We start from the raw sequence: 19,038 nt of genomic DNA on the forward strand, positions 1-19,038 counted from the left end.
TACAGGGGGTGCTCTGTGCAATTTTTTCAGCGCAGCGGCGAGAACGGCGCCGGCAGATAGACCGTGGAGTGCATCTGCAACAGTTGCGGCGCGGAATTTTCCGGCGGCCAGGCGCCTTCGGCCACGGCGCGAGTTCGCACTTCAAGGCGCTGTTCCAGCGAGCTGTAGGGCCAGATGTGCAAGTAGCGCGGAATCTGCCCGCTGGTGGCATAGAACGCGGCATACACCTGGGAATAGTCCGGTCCGGTGCGCCGCTCCACGGCCTTGACCCAACCACGCAACGTCGGTGCCAGCCCGCTGGGCACGAGGTTGTATTCGCGCAATTCATAGAACGGGCCATGAGCCCCGGGAGGCAGCGGTTCGACAAAATCGAAGGCGCTGTAATCATCCACTTGCTGTTCAAGCAGAAATTCGCCGATCGCAAAGCCATCGGACGCCAGCAGATAGCGCTCGCGTTCGCGTTCACGACAGCCGCCATCGTCGAACCCGCGCAGCACCGCGATAAGATTCTGCGAGCCGATTTCCGATACCCAGCAGCCCATCAAATGCACGCCCTCGCCCGCCTCGCGCAAACTCTGCTCCAGGCGTGGCAAGGCTTGCGGCACGGTGCGTACACGCAAGGTGAAGGTCAACAGTTCGAACAGTTTCAAAGCAATCTCCAGGCGCCACGCGCACAGCGCGCCCGCCGTTATCGGCAGTCGCGGAATATGAAAGTCAGGGGTTATTCGTGAGCGCTATCGCTCACCTGTGCGGCAGGCTTGGGCACCGGCAGCTCGGCGTCGCTGCTCCACGCCTGTACCGGGCGGCTGAACAGGTTTTCGGTCTGGAAATGCGCCATGCGCCACTGCCCGTCTTCCTCGGCAAAGCGCACGCTCAGACGCGCGGCGTTGAGGTGGGAGGCGCCGCTGGCGAAGGTGGACGTCTGCAACATCACCCAACTGCCGACCACGGCGGCGTCCCGCGCCTCGATAAGCTCGCTGGCGAGGAAGTGCACATTGAGGGCAAAGTGCGCCGGGGTTTTCATGTAGCCGGCGAACATCGCGGCAATGGCTGCGCGCCCGCGATAGCCGCCGAAGCTCTGGACGTACTTGGCGCCCTTGCCCTCCCACACCGCATCTTCGGTGAACAAGCCGGCCAGTTCGTCGAGCGGCGTGTGTGCGTCGAGGGCGTCACACAACACCATGTAGCGGTTCATGCAGGCGCGGACGCTGTCCTGGATCTCAAAGCGACGCAGGCGTTGTTCCAAGTCTGCGCGGGGAATGCTTGTGCTCATTTCAGCCACCATGCCCAGCGTACAGGCTTTCAAGCAGGCGACCGGCGATGGCCAGCAGTTGCTCATCCGCGCCCTTGGCGGCCACCAGTTGCAGGCCAACCGGCAGGCCCTCGGCACTGGCTAGCGGGATGCTCAGCGCCGGATGCCCCGACAGGTTGAACGGGCGGACGAAGGCGGTCATGCCCAGCACCGCCTGGGTGTCGGTCGCCTCGGCCAGGGTCAAGGGGAAGTCCGGCATGGTTGGCAGCACCAGCACGTCGACCTGTTGCAGCGCCGCATCGACTTCGGCGGTGAAGCGCAGGCGCACCTGCTCGGCCTCGGCCAGCGCAGTGGCCGTGGTGTTGTCGGCGGCCGCCAGGCGCGCGGCGATGTCGGCGCCGACCTTGCCGGTGTCCAGCAAATGTCCGCAGGCATCGAAGGTCTCGCGGTTGATCACCACCATGCCGGCGTCATAGGCCGCCTTGAGGCTGGGCAGCGTGAGGGGTTCATTGGGCAATTGGCTGCCGGCGATGGCAGCGTCGATCACGCGCTGTACTTCCTTGCTGGCCTGCACCGTCACAATCCCCAGGCGCGGCGCGGCGGGTGTCGGCACGGGCTTGAAGGTCGTGTCGATCGCCTGCATGGCCGTGACCAGCATCGGCAGGCTCGCGGCAAACGGGCCGACACAGTCGAGGCTGCTGTGCGTCGGCATCACGCCACGGCGGCTGACCCGTCCGAACGTCGGCTTAAAACCGAACACACCACAGCAACACGCGGGGATGCGCACCGAACCGCCGGTATCCGTACCCAGGGAGAAATCCGCCAGCCCCGCAGCCACGGCAGCTGCCGAGCCGCTGGAGGAACCGCCTGGAATACGCCCCGGAAAACGCGGGTTCGGCGCGGTGCCGGCCCAGTGATTGATGCCCGTGGTGCCGAACGCCAGCTCGTGCAGACTGGTTTTCGCCGCCAGGCGACAGCCCTTGTCCAGCAAGGCCTGCACCACATCGGCGTGGGCGGTGGCCGGCGCGGCATCCGCCAGGGCCTGGCTCGACGCACGCGTTGGCAGGCCGGCGATATCGATAGTGTCCTTGACCATCACGGTCGGACCATCGCCGCCAAGGGAAAGCTGTTCAATCACCAGGGTCATGTCACGTCACCTTCAGTACGAATTACGGAATACGGACGCCCGATGCGCCCTTTCCTTTTTTTCACACTCACCGAATATTACGTGAATTGTCAATTATATTTATGATTGTCGACCCAGACCGTACGGCTCAATAACCGTGCCCAATTCACGAGAAAAGTCTATGATTACTCGCCTCCTCTGACATGAGCACGCCATGACTTCTGTAAAAAAAACCGCAAACCGCTACGACCCCGGCAGCGAAAACTTTCACAAGGAAGACTTTCCGTTCTACTGGCTGGCCATGGTGCATGGCCGCTACAGCCAGTACATGGAAAAGGCGTTGAAGAAAATCGGCCTGGATATCCCGCGCTGGCGCGTGCTGCTGATCCTCAAGGAGAACGGCCAGTCGAGCATTTCTGAGATTTCCACCCACGCGATCGCCAAGCTGTCTACCATCACCAAGACGGTCTATCGCATGAAGGAAGATGGCCTGGTCGATACCGCGCCCTGCGAGGACGACGGCCGCGTCACCCAGGTGCGAATCACCCCTGAGGGCCGCGCGGCGATCGAACGCATCCAGGTGGCGACCCGCGATGTATTCAAACGCAGCTTCACCGGCATGACTGAAGCGCAGATCCAGCGCCTGAGCCGCCTGCTCGAAACGGTGTTCGACAACCTCGGCGAGCCCTAGGCCAGCCGCGACATAGCCTGTCGCGCATAGTCAACTTCCTGGCAGGCTTGAACAAGCAGCCAGGCGCGTATCGGCTTTTAATGCAGAGGTCTTTCGAGCGCCCAACGGGCGCGACGAACCTTTCACTGGAGCCCCGCCATGCACATTGCCTTATTGCCCTCAGTCGTTGCTTTCCTGGGTCGCGATCATTCCAACTTCATCGATGGCGCCGTGCACACCAGCGCGTCAGCGCAGCGCATCGGCGTGATCGACCCCGGCACCGGCGAGACCGTTGCGCAGTTGCGTGATGCGCAGGCCGAAGATGTGAACCTGGCCGTCGACAGCGCGGCTACCGCCTTCAAGGGCGCTTGGGCACAGGTCACGCCTTACCAGCGCGGCGTCCTGCTCAACCGCCTGGCAGATCTGATAGAAGCCAACGGCGAAGAACTGGCGCAATTGGAAACCCTGAGTTCCGGCAAATCGATCAACCTGTCGCGGCATATCGAAGTGGGCCAGAGCGCGGTGTTCCTGCGCTACTTCGCCGGCTGGGCGAGCAAGATCGGCGGCCAGACAATGACCCCGTCGTTTCCGGCCATGGACGGCGAGCAGTACAGCGCCTACACCCTGCGCGAACCGGTGGGCGTGGTGGCGGCCATCGTGCCGTGGAACTTCTCGTTGATGATCGGCGTATGGAAGCTCGGCGCCGCGCTGACTACCGGCTGCACCGTCGTGCTCAAACCCAGCGAATACACGCCGCTGTCTCTGCTACGCCTGGCAGAACTGGCGATTGAGGTCGGGATTCCGGCGGGCGTGATCAACGTGGTCAACGGCCGTGGCCAGGTCGGTCAGCAGTTGATCGCACACCCGCAGGTGCGCAAGGTGTCGTTCACCGGCTCGGTGCCCACCGGCATTGCCGTGGGCAAGGCCGCCATGGCCGCCGACCTGACCCGCGTCACTCTGGAACTGGGCGGCAAGAACGCGGCGGCACTACTGGCCGATGCCAATGTCGATGACGCCGTGGCGCGCTTCGTGCAGTCGGCCTATGTGCATCAGGGTCAAGTGTGCGCCTCACCGGAGCGCTTGTTCGTGCACTGCTCCCTCGTCGAGCAAGTGACGCAGAAGATGGCCGCGATGCTGTCGCAGATGGTCATCGGTTCGCCCCTGGACGAACACGCCCAGTTCGGCCCGCTGTCGAACAAGCCGCACTTCGACAAAATCCTCGGCTTTTTCGACCGCGCCCTGCAGGGCAACCAGGTGGTGTGCGGCGCACGTGCAGTGGACCGCGCCGGTTACTACGTGGAACCGACGCTGATCGTGGCCACCGGCAAGGACGACCCACTGCTGCACGAAGAAACCTTCGGCCCGGTGGTGTGCGTGCTGGGGTTCGACGATGAAGAAGAACTGGTCGAGCTAATGAACGACAGCCCGTTCGGCCTTACCGCCAGCATCTGGACCAACGACCTGTCCAAGGCCTTGCGTCTGATCCCGCGAATCGAAGCGGGCACGGTGTGGGTCAACATGCACACCTTCGTCGACCCCAGCGTGCCGTTTGGCGGGATGAAAGCGTCGGGTGTCGGGCGTGAGTTCGGCAGTGCGTTTATCGACGATTATACCGAGCTGAAATCGGTGATCATCCGCTACTGACACGAAGGAACTTGAGGGCAGATCAAAAGCAGATCTCTATCTACCTGATAGGTAGAGATCCAACATTATTTGTGAACGAGTACGGCAGACACGCATCGCCCCGCCGTACTCAACTGCTCCTCGTTGCCGGCCGGAGTCACGTCCCACGTCACCCAGGTGTAGGCCGACTCATCGTTGAGTTGCACCAACCGGTTGAGATGGATGACGGTGCTCCTGGAGCCCGCCATCAGGTGCTGAACCAGGCCGGTAAGCTGCGCCTTGCCCTGATAACGCTCCGCTGCCCCTTCGCCGGTGATCTGGGTCTGCTCGGTGTAGACCTGCTCGACAACTGTCCTGGCGTCTTTCTTCGGCCGGCTGGCGGCAATACCGTTCAGCTTGTTCTCAATGGTGCTCTGCAGCGGTTCGGAGGATTGCGCCTGCGCGTGTGGAAAGCCGCAGGCCAGTGCAGCCAGAAGCACAAGGGAAGACGATACTTTCTTGGTCATGAAGCACCCGTTTCAATGAATGAATGGATCAGATCGCTGTGGGCCGGTTTCTAAGCTGGTACACAGAAATTCTGATGCAGTCGGGCGCCGATTGATTGGACATGCTGGACAGCATTTTGCAAATTATTGTCAGGTTGCGCTCAAATCGCGGACAACAAAAAGCCGCGCGGATGCGACACGAAAGCAGTCATATCCGCACGGTTCGCTGAACCCGGACTCAGCGCCCGCGACTTCTGTAGGTGCTCGGTGTCAGCCCCGTCTGCTTTTTGAACGTCTTGGAAAAATGCGCCGAGTCGGCAAACCCCCAATAGCTGGCGATCTCGGTGATCGAGCGATGCGAGCAAACGGGGTCGCGCAAATCCTGCGCCGCCTTCAACAGCCGCTCACGCATAATGTACCGGCAAACACTGTCGCCACTGGCCTCGAACAGCCGGTAGAGCTGGCGGCTGGAAATGCCAAGTTCTTCGGACAACGACGCCGGCGACAGCCGCGGTGAGTCGAGCCGCTGCTGGATGACCGATTGCACTTCATGCAACTGCCACCCCGGCGAGTGGTCGCTGGCGCGGTACTCCATCACCGACTCAAGCAAGGCAACCAAGGCTCGTTGCACGCCGTCGCCATCCTGCGGGCAAGACCACTGAGCCAGCTCGCCTCCAGCGACCTGACGCACCAGCGTGCCAAGCAGTTGACCACAACCCCCCGTAGTCGACAGTTTGCCGAAGCGGGCGCGCTCCAGGTCCTTGAACAGCTCACGCGGCAGAGGGATCGACACATGGGAAAACAACCCCTGGGGGATCATTTTTACCCCCTCGGAAAAGTCGAGCAAAGCAAGGTCACCCGCCCGCAGGTCAACCACCCGGTCCCCCAGTTCAATGGCCATTGAACCCTGCTGTTGTAACACAAGGAAACACCGGCCCACTGAATCGCGCCCGCTTGACCGACTATCCATGGCAATCACATGGGCATTGCTGCGGATGTGAGCAACAGCCGTGCTGCCTATCAGTGTTTGTTTCATTTCCCCGATGAAAAGGCTCTGGCAATGGTCATAGCGCGTTTCGAAACGACCGCAAGCCGCGTTCACACTTTCGTTCCATGCCGACAACGCTTGACCATTCATCATATTCTCCCAGGGGCACGCCCATTATTAGTGCGCTTTTCACGTGATTCAGGTAACAAAAAAATCTTACTTTTAATGATTAAGCACAGAGCGCGCCAACTCGCAAAAAAATCAACTGGAAGGCCGTGGTTTGCCTGCTGTTGCCAAACCTTTGTGCAAGGGCGCCAGCCCATATAGTTCGCAGACCAGGCCCGATAGCCTGTGGTGTCGACCACGCGCTGCGAAATCCAACTTCAGCGCATGACTCAAAGGCCAGTCGGCGGCGTTGTACTACTGGCTGGCGCCCAAGCGCATGATCAAGACCATGGCGCAGGCCACCGGGGAGTCTTACAAAGAGCTGAATGCCGATGCCAGCGAACGCCTGGCGGCGTTCGTCGAGGCTCAGCGCAGCAGCGCAGTGCGCGCTGAATAACAGGTGGTCGCCTGCTTCACAGTCTGGACATGACTGCGGTGTCTGAATCCCTGGCGCGATTGAACGCCAACCGAGCTCTCAACACCGCAGCACCATAGATGGCCAGGACCGCAACCGAACAGGCGCCAGAGAACACGAATACCGCTGAGTAGCCAAACGCCTCGATCAGGAACCCACCGATAGCTGGCCCGAATGCCGCACCGAGAGACAGGCACAGTGCGCCCAACGCGACAAGCTTGCCCGACAGGTCGAACTCGGCCATGACGCCAAAGGTGTAAGCCAGCACGAAGCTGATCGAAAACAGGAAGCAAATGACCCCTACGACATAGGTCGTCAGAGAGGAAAACTGCGCCAGCGCCACCAGGCCCAGCAACTCCGCGAGTATGATAACCGCCACCGGCATGAAGCGCCCCACCTTCAGGCCGATTGCCGACGCGATGAAACCACCGCCTGCATTGATCAAAAAGCCCAGCGCCAGCACCATCCCGATGGTATCGGAGCTCAGTCCGGTCTTTTTCCCCATCAGTTCGAGAAACGCCCACACCGACATGATGCCGGTCAGGAACACCAGGCTGGCCACCAGACTCAACCACACGATGGCGCGACTCTCAGTACTGGCAATCTGGACAGCAGCATCGGACGCATCCAATTGGCGCTCGCTGCGACGCGGCACCCAAGGCAGCGGCAGAATGCCCATCACCACCATGGCAAGGGCGATGGTGATCAACATGCCTTCAAAGCCCCACACCGGCGCCACCGCCACTGGCAGCAGGATGAGCAGGAAGGCGCCCGGTACCGTCTCGATACCCAGCTTGAAACCAAACGCACGTTCGGGCCGAGAGCTGTCACCGAAAATCGTCATGGCCAGGGCATACAAGGCGCCTGTCCCGGCACCCGCCAAGGCCATGATCACCTGCAGCATTTCATAGGAAGGCTCGCGCAAAACAAACAACACCGCGCCCACCACCAGCGCCGACGACAACGCCGAAATAACCCGCCAGCTGAGCCGGTGAATCCACAGCAATGACGCCAGCCCGAACGCGCCGAATCCCAGGTTCATCGCCATGGCGAGGTTACCCAGTTGGTGCTCGCCCAGCCCGAATCGCTCGGCAAACGCTCCAAACAGGACCGGCAGCACGTTCAATAATAGTGCGCCCGCCCCCGAGACCAGCCCTGCACACAAGTAAACGGAAGTTTTATCGATCGGATTTTTTTTTGTAATTTTCATTGAGGTATCCCGGCTTGATGAACAGAAGTCCACGTTTGCTTAACGACGGCCTACACGGTAGGCATTGAGTTGGCGAGAAACCTTGCCCAGAGAGCACAGCACTGCCCTGAAACGATCCTTGCCGAAAATACGCTTGCGCGGAATTGAACTCATCGCGTCCCAGGCGGGCGAGCCACCGCTCATGCCGTCGGCGATGACTCTGGCGATCACCTGGCTGGGTGTGACCCCGAACCCGGAATATCCCTGCACATAGAACACATTCGGATGCTCATCCAACGTGCCGACCTGCGGGAAGAGGTTCAACGAGCAATCCATCGGGCCGCCCCAGGCCAAATCGATTTTGGTGGTGGCAAGGTAGGGAAACAGTTTCAGCATCTTTTTATGGTTCCACGCCTTCAGGTCCAGCGGGACATACTCGAGCAGCATGCCGGCGGTGCCGTACATCAGCCGGTTATCCGCGGTGATCCGGTAATAATCAATGATCGGCGTGATATCGCTGAAGGCGCCACGGATCGGGCTGATGCGCTCGATCATTTCATTGGTCAGCGGCTCGGTGACCGTATTGATTGCGTAGACGTTGATGGTGGAGTTGTCGAGCGAGCGGTCCAGCTTGTTGAGAAAGGCCCCGCACGCAAACAGCAGTTTGTCGGCCTTGACCGACCCTTTTGCGGTTCGCGCGGGGACTTGAGTCCCATAGTTCACCTCAAGCACAGGAGACTGCTCGAAAATCCTGCTGCCATGGATTTCAGTGAATGCCTGAGCCTGCCCCAGCAGCAGGTTCAGCGAATGGATATGCCCATTGCCCATATGCTTGAGCGCGCAGGTGTAGATATCGGACCCGACGATGCTGCGCACTTCGTAACCTTCCAGGTAAGTGATTTCTTGATCCGGATTCAGGCTCTGGAAACCCTTGGCCCAGGACTGCAACAGCTTCCCCTGGCGCTTATTGAAGCCCAGGTAACCATAACCGTGCCGAAAATCTGCCTGGATGTCATACCGCGCCATGTGTTGCTTGATCAGGCTTGCACCCAGGTCGCTGATCTCGAAGATTGCCTTGAGCCCCTCGGGGCCGACGTCCTTTTCGATATTCTCCAGATCATGGCCGATGCCCGCCATCTCGTGGCCGCCGTTGCGCCCCGAACCGCCGAAGCCCAAGTAATTGGCTTCCAGCATCACCACGTTGGTGATACCGCGCTCGGCCAGCTCCAGCGCCGTGTTGATACCCGAAAAACCGCCCCTGATAATCACAACCTCTGCCTCGATATCCCCTTCGAGATCCCGATAATACAGATCGTATTTACGGGTCATGGTGTAGTACGAAGAAGGGTTTTCCAGAGACAACGACATACCAGACTACCTTTTTATTATCAGGGCCTATCACGCCTACAGTGTGTAGCGGATTTGCCTGGCTGGCATGTCCAGTATTGCCGAATTCTTGGTCAGGGCTGACAACTCAACTGCCACCGGACTCAAGCTTGCATTGCGACCGCCCGAGCAGGCAGGCGACGGCTCACCGCATAAGCGACGAGACTACCCAACCCGCAACACCCCACCACCAGGCACATCGGCCACGCGGTGCCATCAGCCAACTCGCTGACCCACACACTGGCCAGCGCGCCAGTGGCAAATTGCACCGAAATCCCCAACGCCACGCTCGCGCCGGCCCGGCGTGGAAACAGCGTCATCAGGCTGGCCATGCAATTGGCGCCGATCAACCCGGTCACACCCATGTACAGCGCCATGCAACACACGATACTCGCCAGTCCACCCCATTCGGTATAGCCGACCAGCATCAGCCCCAGCCCTGCCCCGCTGACCAGCACCGCGCCCACGCCGAGCATGCGTTGCGGCCCATAACGGCCGACCCAGCGCGCATTGATGAAGGTCACCAGGATGATGCCGAGGATGTTCAAGGCGAACAATGCGCTGAATACCCGAGGCGAGGCACCGAAATACATCACGTACACGAAAGGCGAAGCGGTGATAAAGGCGAACATGCCGCCAAAGCCCAAGGCCATGCACAGGATCAGTGCCACCGCCCTGGGCTGGCGGGCAATGGCAAGGTAGGCCGCGAAAGCCGCCGCCACGGACGCGCCGCGATCCTGTATCGGCAGGCTTTCCTTAAGCGTCAGGGTAACCAGCAACAGGCACAGGCTGGACAGGATGAACAAGGTCGCGAAGATCGTGCGCCAACCCTGGATCAGCACCAGCCAGGTGCCGATCATCGGCGCGACCAGTGTCGCCATCATCGTCAACACGTGCATCCACGACAGCACTTTGGCGGCCTCCACCAGGCCGACCATGTCCCTGGCAACGGCGCGCGCCAGTACCAGCGCGCCCGCGCCACCGAGCGCCTGGAAAAAGCGCCAGGCAATCAATTGTTCGACGCTGCCGGCAAACAGGCAACCCAGGGTCGCTGCCGCGTACAGCACCAGGCTGCCAAGCAGCAGAGGGCGTCGGCCATAGCGGTCGGACAACGGGCCGTAGCACAACATGCCCAGGCACAGCCCGGCGAGAAACGCGCTGATGGTGTGTTGCACCTGCGCAGTGCTGGTCGACAGGTCCTCGGCGATTTGCGGGAAGCTGGGCAGGTAAGTGTCAATCGAAAACGGCCCGAAGGCCGTCAATGATGAGAGCAATACAATCAGGCGTGCCCGCGGGTTCATCGACCGGAAATCGCGAGTCTGTGAAGAAACTCGATGACCAGGCGGTTGAGGCCCGCGCCCTGGTCGTCGTGCACATAATGGCTGGCGTCCGCGACTTCGGCGGTGCGCACCTGCGCATTGCAGTCGCGCATGGCTTGCAGGGTCGCCGCCGGCAGAAAGTCCGAGCGCAGGACATGCAGGTTCAGGCCTGCTCGAGTGGTGAAGAAACTGCTGGCTGAGTGCATAGCTTCGCTCCGCTAATCTGCGTAGGAGCGAGCAACCTCGCTCCTACAGTGGCATGAGGTTTGGGTCAAATCAGAAACGATCGAAGCGATACGCGCTCGGACAAGTAGATCAAGTCTATGTTTGTGGTAGTGGACATTATTATTCTCGACTGAAGGAGGTATCGACTGCTCCCACGCTATCGAGGTCGAGTATCGGCGTGCGGTTGGTGACGGTATTGTAAATTTCGGACATCAAGCTTCAAGCCGGCCCTCGGCGTTGGCGCGAAATGATGCTCGATGTCGCGGCGACGCTGTCAGGAAAGTCGATGGGGCTAAAATCGTGAGTGCTCCAGACGAAATAGTCTTGGGAAACGCAACGCCAGAATAAAGCGGCCAAGAACCGCTCAAAAAGAGTGGCTGTCTAAAAAGGGTGCCCTCGGGAACGAGGGCACCTCCACCAAGGAGCAAAAGTGGAAACTATTCCAGGCGCACGGATGAAACGCTCTGCCGGTTTCTAGTGCTGACTGCGTTATTTACGTCATGCTTTTCTTTGATCAAGCTAGATCTCGCAAGAAGTACAGAACGTTTGCCAGGCAAAACTCGGCGATCCGACGGTGAGCTATGGCGTGTGCAGGGATACAACTTTATCTAAACGGCGAGGAACAAAAACAGGTGACATCAGTCACCTGCCAGGTATCAAAATGTCGTAGAAAACACCAACTGGGTGTACACATTTGTATCGTTGTTACCCAACTGCGTCCCCCCCTTCTCTGCGCTCTTGTCTGGCTGGTAGATGCCTAACAACGGCAAAACGGTCAAGTGCTGATTAACGCGCCATTCGGCATACAAGTCGATTTCATGACCATCGGTGTTACTCACGTTACGATCGATGGTGTCGTAATTAAAGTACATGGCTCCGAGGGTCAGGCTTTCCAAAGGATTGACCTTGAACGTAACATTCTGGATACGAGCGTTATTGTTGAAGGGGCCGGCATAGTTACTGGCCACTTCACCCTGGAACCATGTGCCGTAGCCACGACCCGTCCCATAAAACAAGGTGTCATAACCTTCTGAAAAGCGGCTGTAGCGATAGCTGGCGCTCGGCCTCCACGGAGCATCAGCAAAGGTCCACCCTGCTTCCAGATACCAAGCGTCCTCATTCGCCGCATTCGGTTTGTTTTGCCTGGCGTATTCACCCGACAAAAACAGGTTTTCCACGCCAGCATTACCCACTGCGCGCACGCTGTAGGTCTTCATGCCTTCACGCTCAAGCTGCAGGGGCGAAGCGTACTGTTCAGCGATTTTCGTGGTGTTGATGTACGTCAGGCCAACCGTACCGGCTGCAGCCACGTGTTCCAGCGTACCGACGTACATCTCGGTATTGGCCTGAGAGGGGTTATCGGATTTAAGCCACATCAGATCGCCACGCCAGCCCTCTTTACCGCCAATGCGCAACACGGCTGTCTTATCGAACGCTTTGCGGGCAGCCACGTAGAAAGCACCTCCACGATTGTACTGCCCGTCGCCGAGGCCGCGACCTGCACTGAAGGCATCGCCCTGAATAAGGAAGCCGTCGCCCACTGCAATATTCTGTCGACCGAATGAAAAGTCGATGCCGTCTTTGCCAAGGACTTCAACCAGGTTGCCCGAGCGCCATCCCAAATAAGCATCTTCAATCTTGGTGGTGCGCTCAGATCCATCAGTGTAGCCAGCAGCGTCCCCGTCCCCCCAAGTGGCCGAACTGACCAGTGAGAAGGCACCATAGGCCGTCCCTGCGCCTCGCAATCCCTGATCGCCGCTCACGCCGTACTTGATGTAGCCCTCTCGCCATGAGGACGCCCCCTGTGTTAACCGGCCAGAGGCTGGATAACTTTCACGACTGTGGAAAACGCCAAAAACCGCATCCAAGTTAGCATTGAGATGGGTGTCATCTCGGGAAAAAAGCTCATAAGCGCCCGCGGGAGTTGTTGCATTGAACAGTGCAGCGAGGGTACAAAAGTGAAGCAGGGAATATCGACGCATGGTTGCATTTCCATTTTTTTTATTGGGTTAAGCGATACATTAAATGGGCTATTCCTCACCTGCATTTAAATGCCGCCAGGATTCTGCAGTCGTTGGGGTAGTCAATGCGAGCTACCGATTAATAGTTGCGCAGTCTATGCTTTAAACATCTGTTGCGTTTTTTTAAATCTTCACCTCCTCGCGATATCTTGCTTGAATACCTCTCTAGCAGGCCTAACATGAGCATTATTATCTGTACAACAATCGAGTCTGACGTGCTTTTTCTGTAGAGCCTGTGCCACGTATAAGAAGGGCTAAAAATTTGAGTATGCTGACCCGACAGAAAACACCCGCCTCTACAGAGACTGATATTTAAATCTATAACCGACACCCTCAGTAGACCCTGTTCAACCCCGACAAAGTGCCTTCCGATCAAAACGCTTGGCGAGTGTCAGAAGGCACCACTGTTATAGTCGGCAGAAACAGTTCGGACACTCCTCGTCTTCGGCACCCGAACTGTTAACTTAAAGTATATAACCTATCCCAGCGAGCGCGTCGTCAGCGTTGATCAAACGAATCAACTTACGCTGAATCTTGAAAGTGTCACTGACGCGTTCAAGCTCGTAGACGATGTCCGCGCTGTAATGTTTGAGCGAGTCCTTACGGAACTCGCGCACGTTTTGCGCGCAACGGACCGTCACTTTTTCATCGCTTTCGAACAGCACACGAAAACGTGACAGGGTGCGCACGGTACGCGGCTGCGGGCTGGTGGAAATCGAATCACCTCCGGTCAGACGCTGGATTCGTAACTGACGCATGTGATGATTGTCATAGGCGTAGTTGAGGGTGTTTTCGAAGTCTTCTTCCTTGGGATTGATCGGGATAATGTAAGTACCCTTTTCGTTCCACAGGCTCAACCAGGTGTCGAATTCGCCATGGTCGAGCATGTCGCCTTCAGCCCAGATAAAAGCGGTGACTTGGTTCAGTAATTGCAGGTTCATTTACTTAGTCTCTGCCGTCATCATCTTTTTCCACTGCTGGTAAGCAGCGCGCATGCCGGTCTCGGCGCTTACGTCGCTGACCAGCCCGTCTTCGGTCGGTTTCTCACCCGGCAGGCCACGGTTCAACATGATCCACAGGTCTTCGCCAGCACTGGCGCCTTTCTGCACACGCTCCCAGGCTTCGGAATCGTCCGGAGTACCAAAGCCCATCGGACCCTGGAAGTGCTCATGCAAACGCAGGCGGTAGCGGTTGGCTATAGCAGGGCCGCCGTCCATGGTGATTACCGAGTGATGAATTTCTGTTTCTGTCACCGATATCGGTTGCAGCGCGCGGAAAAACGCCATGGAACAGGCAACGTTGGGGAACAGGTTAAGATTGAAACCCGAGCCACCGACAGCACGAACAATACGGCGCACTTGCTGCTCTTCGATACCGTCTTCGCGCAATTGCGCAGCAAGCTCCTCGAAGCGCTCCGGAATCGGTTTGTCGAGATCGGCTTCAAGATCCACCAGGTCGGGGATCATCACCATTACGCTGTGCCCGTTACCAAGGTCTTCGACGTAACCCGGCCCTTCAACGAAGTCGAACAGTTTGAGGGTTTGCTCATCAACCGATGCCAGGAATGACTTGTGCACCAGAGGGAAGTGGTAAGCGTCTGTGGTATTTTCCAGCTGGATTTTCCAGTTGCCCGGAAAGCGAAAACGGTGCTCGCCTGGGACCTTGATCGGGTAACCGGCGCCCTGCTTCATGAAAAGGTCGATCCATTTCTTGGCAGGCCCGAGGAAGTCGACCAATGGTTCGATGTCATCCTTGAGCGTGGCAAACAGCATGCCCGCGTATTCTTCAACACGCAGGCTGACCAGAGGCAGCTCGCCCTTATCCAGGCAATCACCGTAGCTTTCAGGGCTCGGCACACCACGCAGTGAACCATCCAGCGCGTAACTCCAGCCGTGATATGGGCAGACAAAGCTGTTGGTCTTGCCCTTCTTGTGTTCGCATACCGTAGCGCCGCGATGGCGGCAGCGGTTGAGGTGCACATGGACCTGTTTCTTGCGGTCGCGCACCACGATCACCGGCTGCTTGCCGATGTAGGTGCTTTTGTAGCTGCCCGCCTCCGGGATCTCGCTGACGTGCGCGACCCAGACCCAGGTACTGTAGAAAATCTTTTCCAGTTCCATGTCAAACAGCTTGGCGTCGGTGTACAACGAGGTGTGCACGCGGTCGTGCTTGACCAAGCTTGCGGGCTCCATATCAAACCCGACAACGTTAATTAAATCGCTCACAATTAATTACCTTTCTATCGCAATGTGACGAGAGTCATTTTTAAATAACCTTAAGCCCGCACCCACAGCTCATCAACCGCCGACCGCGAGAGGTTTATTGTTTTAAAGACAACAAGCGTAAGCCCACCTGGATCAAGCTTAACGGCGGTTTAGGTAAGGCCTATATCATTTGATCCCGGAGGAGTCAGCTTTCCTGAAGCGCCCCTTGATTATCCCGTAGAGAAACAAGACAACCAGAAGTAATGGAGTGCCATTGACCCAGGCAGATTCACTGCCCGTTAGCATGCCGTAATTATCGTAGATAAGATAAACGGCAGTACTAAGACCCGCCAGTGCGATGAGTGGGCAGAGTAATGTTTTAAAATACCGTTTATCGTTGGCTTTTTTGAAGTGAACGACGACCCCCAATGTGACAAATGTCTGAAGCCCTATCAATCCAAGCGTCGACAATGCCACCGTTACGGGAAACAAAAATACAAAGGCGTCATAGCCCAGGGAGGAAGAGACGATAATGGTCAGCGCAACGAGCACGGTTACAAGAAGACTAGCATTGGCTGGAGATTTTTTCGTTTCATGAACATGTGAAAGCACATTCGGCAAGTGTCTGTCTTTGGCCAAAACTTGAACATAGCGCGTCGCAGCATTATGCAGTGACAACAAACAGCAAAAGTTGCTGGTGCAGAGCATGAGGGAAACAATCGTCGCCATCGTGCTACCCAGACGAGTCGTGAACAGATTAATGACCAACCCGCCCTTCGCTATTGCTGCCTCGTCCTTGATGGAGTCAAACCCAACCTCACCGATGATCAGCCAGATAATGATCAAGTAGGCGACGCCTACCAAAACGACCGCCAAACGAGTGGCATGCGGAATGGTTTTTGCTGGCTTCCTGGCTTCCATCGCATAAAGCGCGGCGGACTCGACACCGAGGAATGATGCCAGCGCCACCATGAGCCCAACCCCCAGCCCCGGCAACATTATTGCGTCCACCGAGATGGCTTGAACCGGGAGGGCGTTAAGACCTTTATCCAAGAATATGGAAATACCCAGTAGAAAAAGCACAAAGAACTCTGCAAGCACCAAAGGCACGAGGATCTTTGCGGCAAAATCAATATTCGCCCGACCCAGGTAACAGATCGCCCCCACATATAAGACGGTCCATGCTGCCCAGCCGATATCAATACCAAACCCTTGCAGGGTCATATTCGTGTAATACCCGGACGCCACAGCAATCGCCGTGGTAATCGCCAGATAAGAGGCTAAGGCAACCCATGCCGCCCCCGCTCCTACGCCCCGTCCAAAGATCACCGTGAGGTATTTGTAAAATGCGCCGGCCCCCGGGATCGCCCGGATTAATTCGCCATACCCTATCGAGAAAAAAATCATCAGAATTCCTGCCAGCAGGAATGCTCCGGCAAGGCCAGCGCCATTACCGTGCTCAAAAGCAATAGGGGCTGCGGTGAGAACCGCCCCTAACGGTCCTGCGGCTGCAATCACCAATAACGCGATTTTATAAGCACTTAGATTACCTTCTAATTGCTGGCCGCCTGCAGGCACATCTGCAGATAGGGGCTCGGATAGCTCTGTCATCCCAATTCTCCACTCTAATTATTTTATGAATAACGGAAATAAATCGATGCAGCAGCATCCTTGCGGACCAACGCGAGCGCTCCTCAAGCGCAAGCAATACCTGCGCGCTGCCCCTGAAAACCGCAGCCTGGCTATTCTTTATATCGCTCTCCACTCGTTGCCAAGTTCACCAAACGCTTATCTTGCCAAAAGGCGGGTACTCAGGAACTTGTCTTCGATGACACGATTCATGACGCCTATTCAATGAGGCATCAATGTGCAGTGTATATTCCTGGCCGTGGCAATCGGATTGAATCTGGTTCAAGCGTATCCTTCTAATTGTCGGCGCGATGTAGATTGCGCATCACATGTCGCCGGCTTCATAGCGGTGTACGGCCTACCGGTATCCTTGCAGTACTTCGCCGCGGAAACGATGACACCGTAAGCGACATTCGTTGTACAGATTGCAACGCTGCAACCTTTTGGGTGACATCCCTGATCAGGTCCTTGGTCGCCCGAGAAGGAACTGAGTCACTTTTTGCTTGCACCGCCTGCTGATTGCACCGCCTGACCCGCGTGCTTGCTGCGCTCGATGACGAACGCTGATTTATTCAAAGGAACGCACCAGCAATGGCACACAGACGTGCATCGTCACCCTTTGCTCCGATGAGTTGCAGGCCGGTTTTAATGGAGGAACCCGGATAGGGAATTGGCACACTCAATGCAGGGTGCCCGCTCAAGTTGAACGGCCTGAGGAAGCGCGTCAGATCGATCACCGATTCACCCTTGCACACATCGACCAATAGCGGTGGCAGACGAGGCAAACTCGGAAGGACGAGTGTATCGAAGCGTTCCAGCAAATGGTCTACCTGTTCGCTGAATGCCATGCGCACCGCATTCGCTGCTTGTACGGCCACGGCATCAGTGTCGGCCGCACGCAGTAACCTCGCCTCAATATCGGCACCCAGTAAAGCCTGGCCGGTGTAATGACTATAAGCAGCCCACGTTTCAGCATTAATTACGGTCAATGCAGCTTCGAATGCCTGATCAAGAAGCGGCAGCGTGACGACTTCCCAGGCCCAGCCGCGACGATTCATCTCGTTCCGTATGGCTTGCTCAATCGCAGGATCGCAAGAGACATTGACTAAACCTACCCGAAATTTCCCGAGAGGCTTATGCGCCGAGAAAGTTGAGTCCATTGAAGTCATCGCGGCCACGAGCGTCTCGAGATCACGAGCCATGGGTCCTACAACATCAAGAGAACTGGAGGCCGGATACACACCGTGACGACTCAAACGACCGAACGATGGCTTGAGACCCAAGACCCCACAGCAAGCAGCCGGCATGCGCACAGAACCTCCTGTATCAGTACCCAATGCCACATCCACATTTCCCTGAGCAACGATGACCGCTGAGCCACTGGAAGAGCCACCAGGTATCCGATCTGGTGCCTGTGGATTAACTGGCGTTCCAGCCCACTCGTTGATACCGGTCACACCGAAAGCCAGCTCATGCAGCACAGTCTTGCCAATGATTTGCCAACCATCGTCGAGAAGCGCCTTCACAACAGTTGCATGGTTTTGGGCTGGCGGGGCGTGTTCGAAAGCACGACTCCCACACCGTGTTGGCCAACCTGCCACATCCAAAGAATCCTTGATGGCGACCGTCCGACCTGGCCCCCCGATGCAACCTTCAATGACCAGCGGGCTCACAGTGACGCCCCCTGGACATTCTCGAGACGAAAGGCATCAACGCGTTCAGTTGAAAAAGAGGAGATGCGCCAGGCGTCTGCCTCCCAGAGAAATTCCACGCTGAGGGCGGCGACAATTGATCCTGATTGGCCAGACTCGTAGCGACTGAGTTGCTGCATTACCCATCGGCCTTTGGCTTGAAAACCATCGACAGATATCTGCTCACCGGAAAGAAAGTGCATATTTGACAGAAAGTGTGGAGCCGGCGGCAGGTAACTCATGAGCATCGCCACTATCGCTTTGCGTCCGCCTACACGACCAAACTTAAGGGCATACCGAGAACCGACCCCCTGCCAAACTGCGTCCTGGCAGAACAATTGGCCCAGCTCGCTTTCACGTGTTTCAGGCCCGGGAACGTCGCACAAAAACATATACCGATTCAGTAAATGGCGAACCGCAGATTCGGCCTCAAGTACCCGAATACGCTCTTCCAGCAGGGAAATGTCAGAAATGGGGGAAATCATGAAAAGGCTCCTGTCGAATCTGCAAAAACAAGACAAGGAAATTACTGACATAGAAATCGGGCCACAATCACAGCAACCAGGGATCATGTTGCTTTTTAGGCAATGATGTTGATCGGTGCTTGACCGGAATAGCCGCTATACCCTGCTAGCGCAAGCGTTGTCATT

General features: G+C 57.3%; 17 protein-coding genes and 1 pseudogene. 3 read left to right on the forward strand and 15 right to left on the reverse strand.

The window, feature by feature from the left end:
- Positions 1-26: 26 nt before the first annotated feature.
- The 3 genes from BFP96_RS01945 to BFP96_RS01955 all read right to left on the reverse strand — a co-directional run bounded on the left by BFP96_RS01945 (position 27) and on the right by BFP96_RS01955 (position 2,399).
- A complete protein-coding gene (locus BFP96_RS01945; protein ID WP_015372110.1) occupies positions 27-650 on the reverse strand; it encodes an NIPSNAP family protein in 624 nt (207 codons plus the stop codon).
- A gap of 71 nt (positions 651-721) precedes the next feature.
- Positions 722-1,273 (reverse strand): nuclear transport factor 2 family protein, encoded by a 552-nt coding sequence (locus BFP96_RS01950; RefSeq protein WP_065892729.1) that lies wholly within the window; start codon positions 1,271-1,273, stop codon positions 722-724.
- Position 1,274: 1 nt separating this feature from the next.
- Entirely contained in the window at positions 1,275-2,399 is a 1,125-nt protein-coding gene (locus BFP96_RS01955; protein ID WP_065892728.1) for an amidase, read from the reverse strand.
- A gap of 193 nt (positions 2,400-2,592) precedes the next feature.
- Here BFP96_RS01955 and BFP96_RS01960 point away from each other — a divergent pair, with 193 nt between their 5' ends.
- A complete protein-coding gene (locus tag BFP96_RS01960; RefSeq protein WP_015372113.1) occupies positions 2,593-3,069 on the forward strand; it encodes a MarR family winged helix-turn-helix transcriptional regulator in 477 nt (158 codons plus the stop codon).
- A gap of 138 nt (positions 3,070-3,207) precedes the next feature.
- Positions 3,208-4,692, forward strand: a complete 1,485-nt coding sequence (locus tag BFP96_RS01965; protein WP_015372114.1) for an aldehyde dehydrogenase family protein — start codon at positions 3,208-3,210, stop codon at positions 4,690-4,692.
- A gap of 65 nt (positions 4,693-4,757) precedes the next feature.
- Here BFP96_RS01965 and BFP96_RS01970 read toward each other — a convergent pair whose 3' ends face one another.
- On the reverse strand, positions 4,758-5,177 hold the full coding sequence (locus tag BFP96_RS01970) for a hypothetical protein (RefSeq protein ID WP_065935480.1): 420 nt from the start codon (positions 5,175-5,177) through the stop codon (positions 4,758-4,760).
- Between the two features lie 217 nt (positions 5,178-5,394).
- Entirely contained in the window at positions 5,395-6,294 is a 900-nt protein-coding gene (gene feaR, locus BFP96_RS01975; RefSeq protein ID WP_065892727.1) for a transcriptional regulator FeaR, read from the reverse strand.
- A 265-nt stretch (positions 6,295-6,559) separates the two neighbouring features.
- On the opposite strand from feaR, the gene BFP96_RS28675 reads away from it, so the two are divergent.
- A complete protein-coding gene (locus tag BFP96_RS28675; protein ID WP_256548730.1) occupies positions 6,560-6,706 on the forward strand; it encodes a hypothetical protein in 147 nt (48 codons plus the stop codon).
- A 16-nt stretch (positions 6,707-6,722) separates the two neighbouring features.
- Here BFP96_RS28675 and BFP96_RS01980 read toward each other — a convergent pair whose 3' ends face one another.
- The 10 genes and pseudogenes from BFP96_RS01980 to BFP96_RS02025 form a co-directional block, all read right to left on the reverse strand.
- Complete coding sequence (locus BFP96_RS01980) at positions 6,723-7,967, reverse strand: MFS transporter (protein ID WP_240998955.1); 1,245 nt, start codon at positions 7,965-7,967, stop codon at positions 6,723-6,725.
- A gap of 6 nt (positions 7,968-7,973) precedes the next feature.
- On the reverse strand, positions 7,974-9,281 hold the full coding sequence (locus BFP96_RS01985) for an NAD(P)/FAD-dependent oxidoreductase (protein WP_065935481.1): 1,308 nt from the start codon (positions 9,279-9,281) through the stop codon (positions 7,974-7,976).
- 122 nt (positions 9,282-9,403) lie between these two features.
- Entirely contained in the window at positions 9,404-10,600 is a 1,197-nt protein-coding gene (locus BFP96_RS01990; RefSeq protein WP_065935482.1) for a multidrug effflux MFS transporter, read from the reverse strand.
- A pseudogene (locus tag BFP96_RS01995) lies at positions 10,597-10,767 on the reverse strand (alpha/beta fold hydrolase); the annotation flags it as partial. The pseudogene BFP96_RS01995 and the gene BFP96_RS01990, both read right to left, overlap by 4 nt.
- Before the next feature lie 732 nt (positions 10,768-11,499).
- Positions 11,500-12,825 carry a hypothetical protein gene (locus BFP96_RS02000; protein ID WP_041931474.1) on the reverse strand — a complete coding sequence of 442 codons (1,326 nt, stop codon included), beginning with the start codon at positions 12,823-12,825 and terminating at the stop codon, positions 11,500-11,502.
- A gap of 503 nt (positions 12,826-13,328) precedes the next feature.
- Positions 13,329-13,805, reverse strand: a complete 477-nt coding sequence (locus BFP96_RS02005) for an aromatic-ring-hydroxylating dioxygenase subunit beta (RefSeq protein ID WP_015372122.1) — start codon at positions 13,803-13,805, stop codon at positions 13,329-13,331.
- Positions 13,806-15,089 carry an aromatic ring-hydroxylating oxygenase subunit alpha gene (locus BFP96_RS02010; protein ID WP_015372123.1) on the reverse strand — a complete coding sequence of 428 codons (1,284 nt, stop codon included), beginning with the start codon at positions 15,087-15,089 and terminating at the stop codon, positions 13,806-13,808.
- Between the two features lie 165 nt (positions 15,090-15,254).
- Complete coding sequence (locus tag BFP96_RS02015) at positions 15,255-16,679, reverse strand: APC family permease (RefSeq protein ID WP_065892723.1); 1,425 nt, start codon at positions 16,677-16,679, stop codon at positions 15,255-15,257.
- 590 nt (positions 16,680-17,269) lie between these two features.
- On the reverse strand, positions 17,270-18,370 hold the full coding sequence (locus BFP96_RS02020; RefSeq protein WP_065892722.1) for an amidase: 1,101 nt from the start codon (positions 18,368-18,370) through the stop codon (positions 17,270-17,272).
- Complete coding sequence (locus BFP96_RS02025) at positions 18,367-18,873, reverse strand: nuclear transport factor 2 family protein (RefSeq protein WP_065935483.1); 507 nt, start codon at positions 18,871-18,873, stop codon at positions 18,367-18,369. Before BFP96_RS02025 ends, BFP96_RS02020 begins: the two co-directional genes overlap by 4 nt.
- Positions 18,874-19,038 lie beyond the last annotated feature (165 nt).

Source organism: Pseudomonas sp. 34 E 7, from assembly GCF_900005715.1.
GTDB lineage: Bacteria > Pseudomonadota > Gammaproteobacteria > Pseudomonadales > Pseudomonadaceae > Aquipseudomonas > Aquipseudomonas orientalis_A.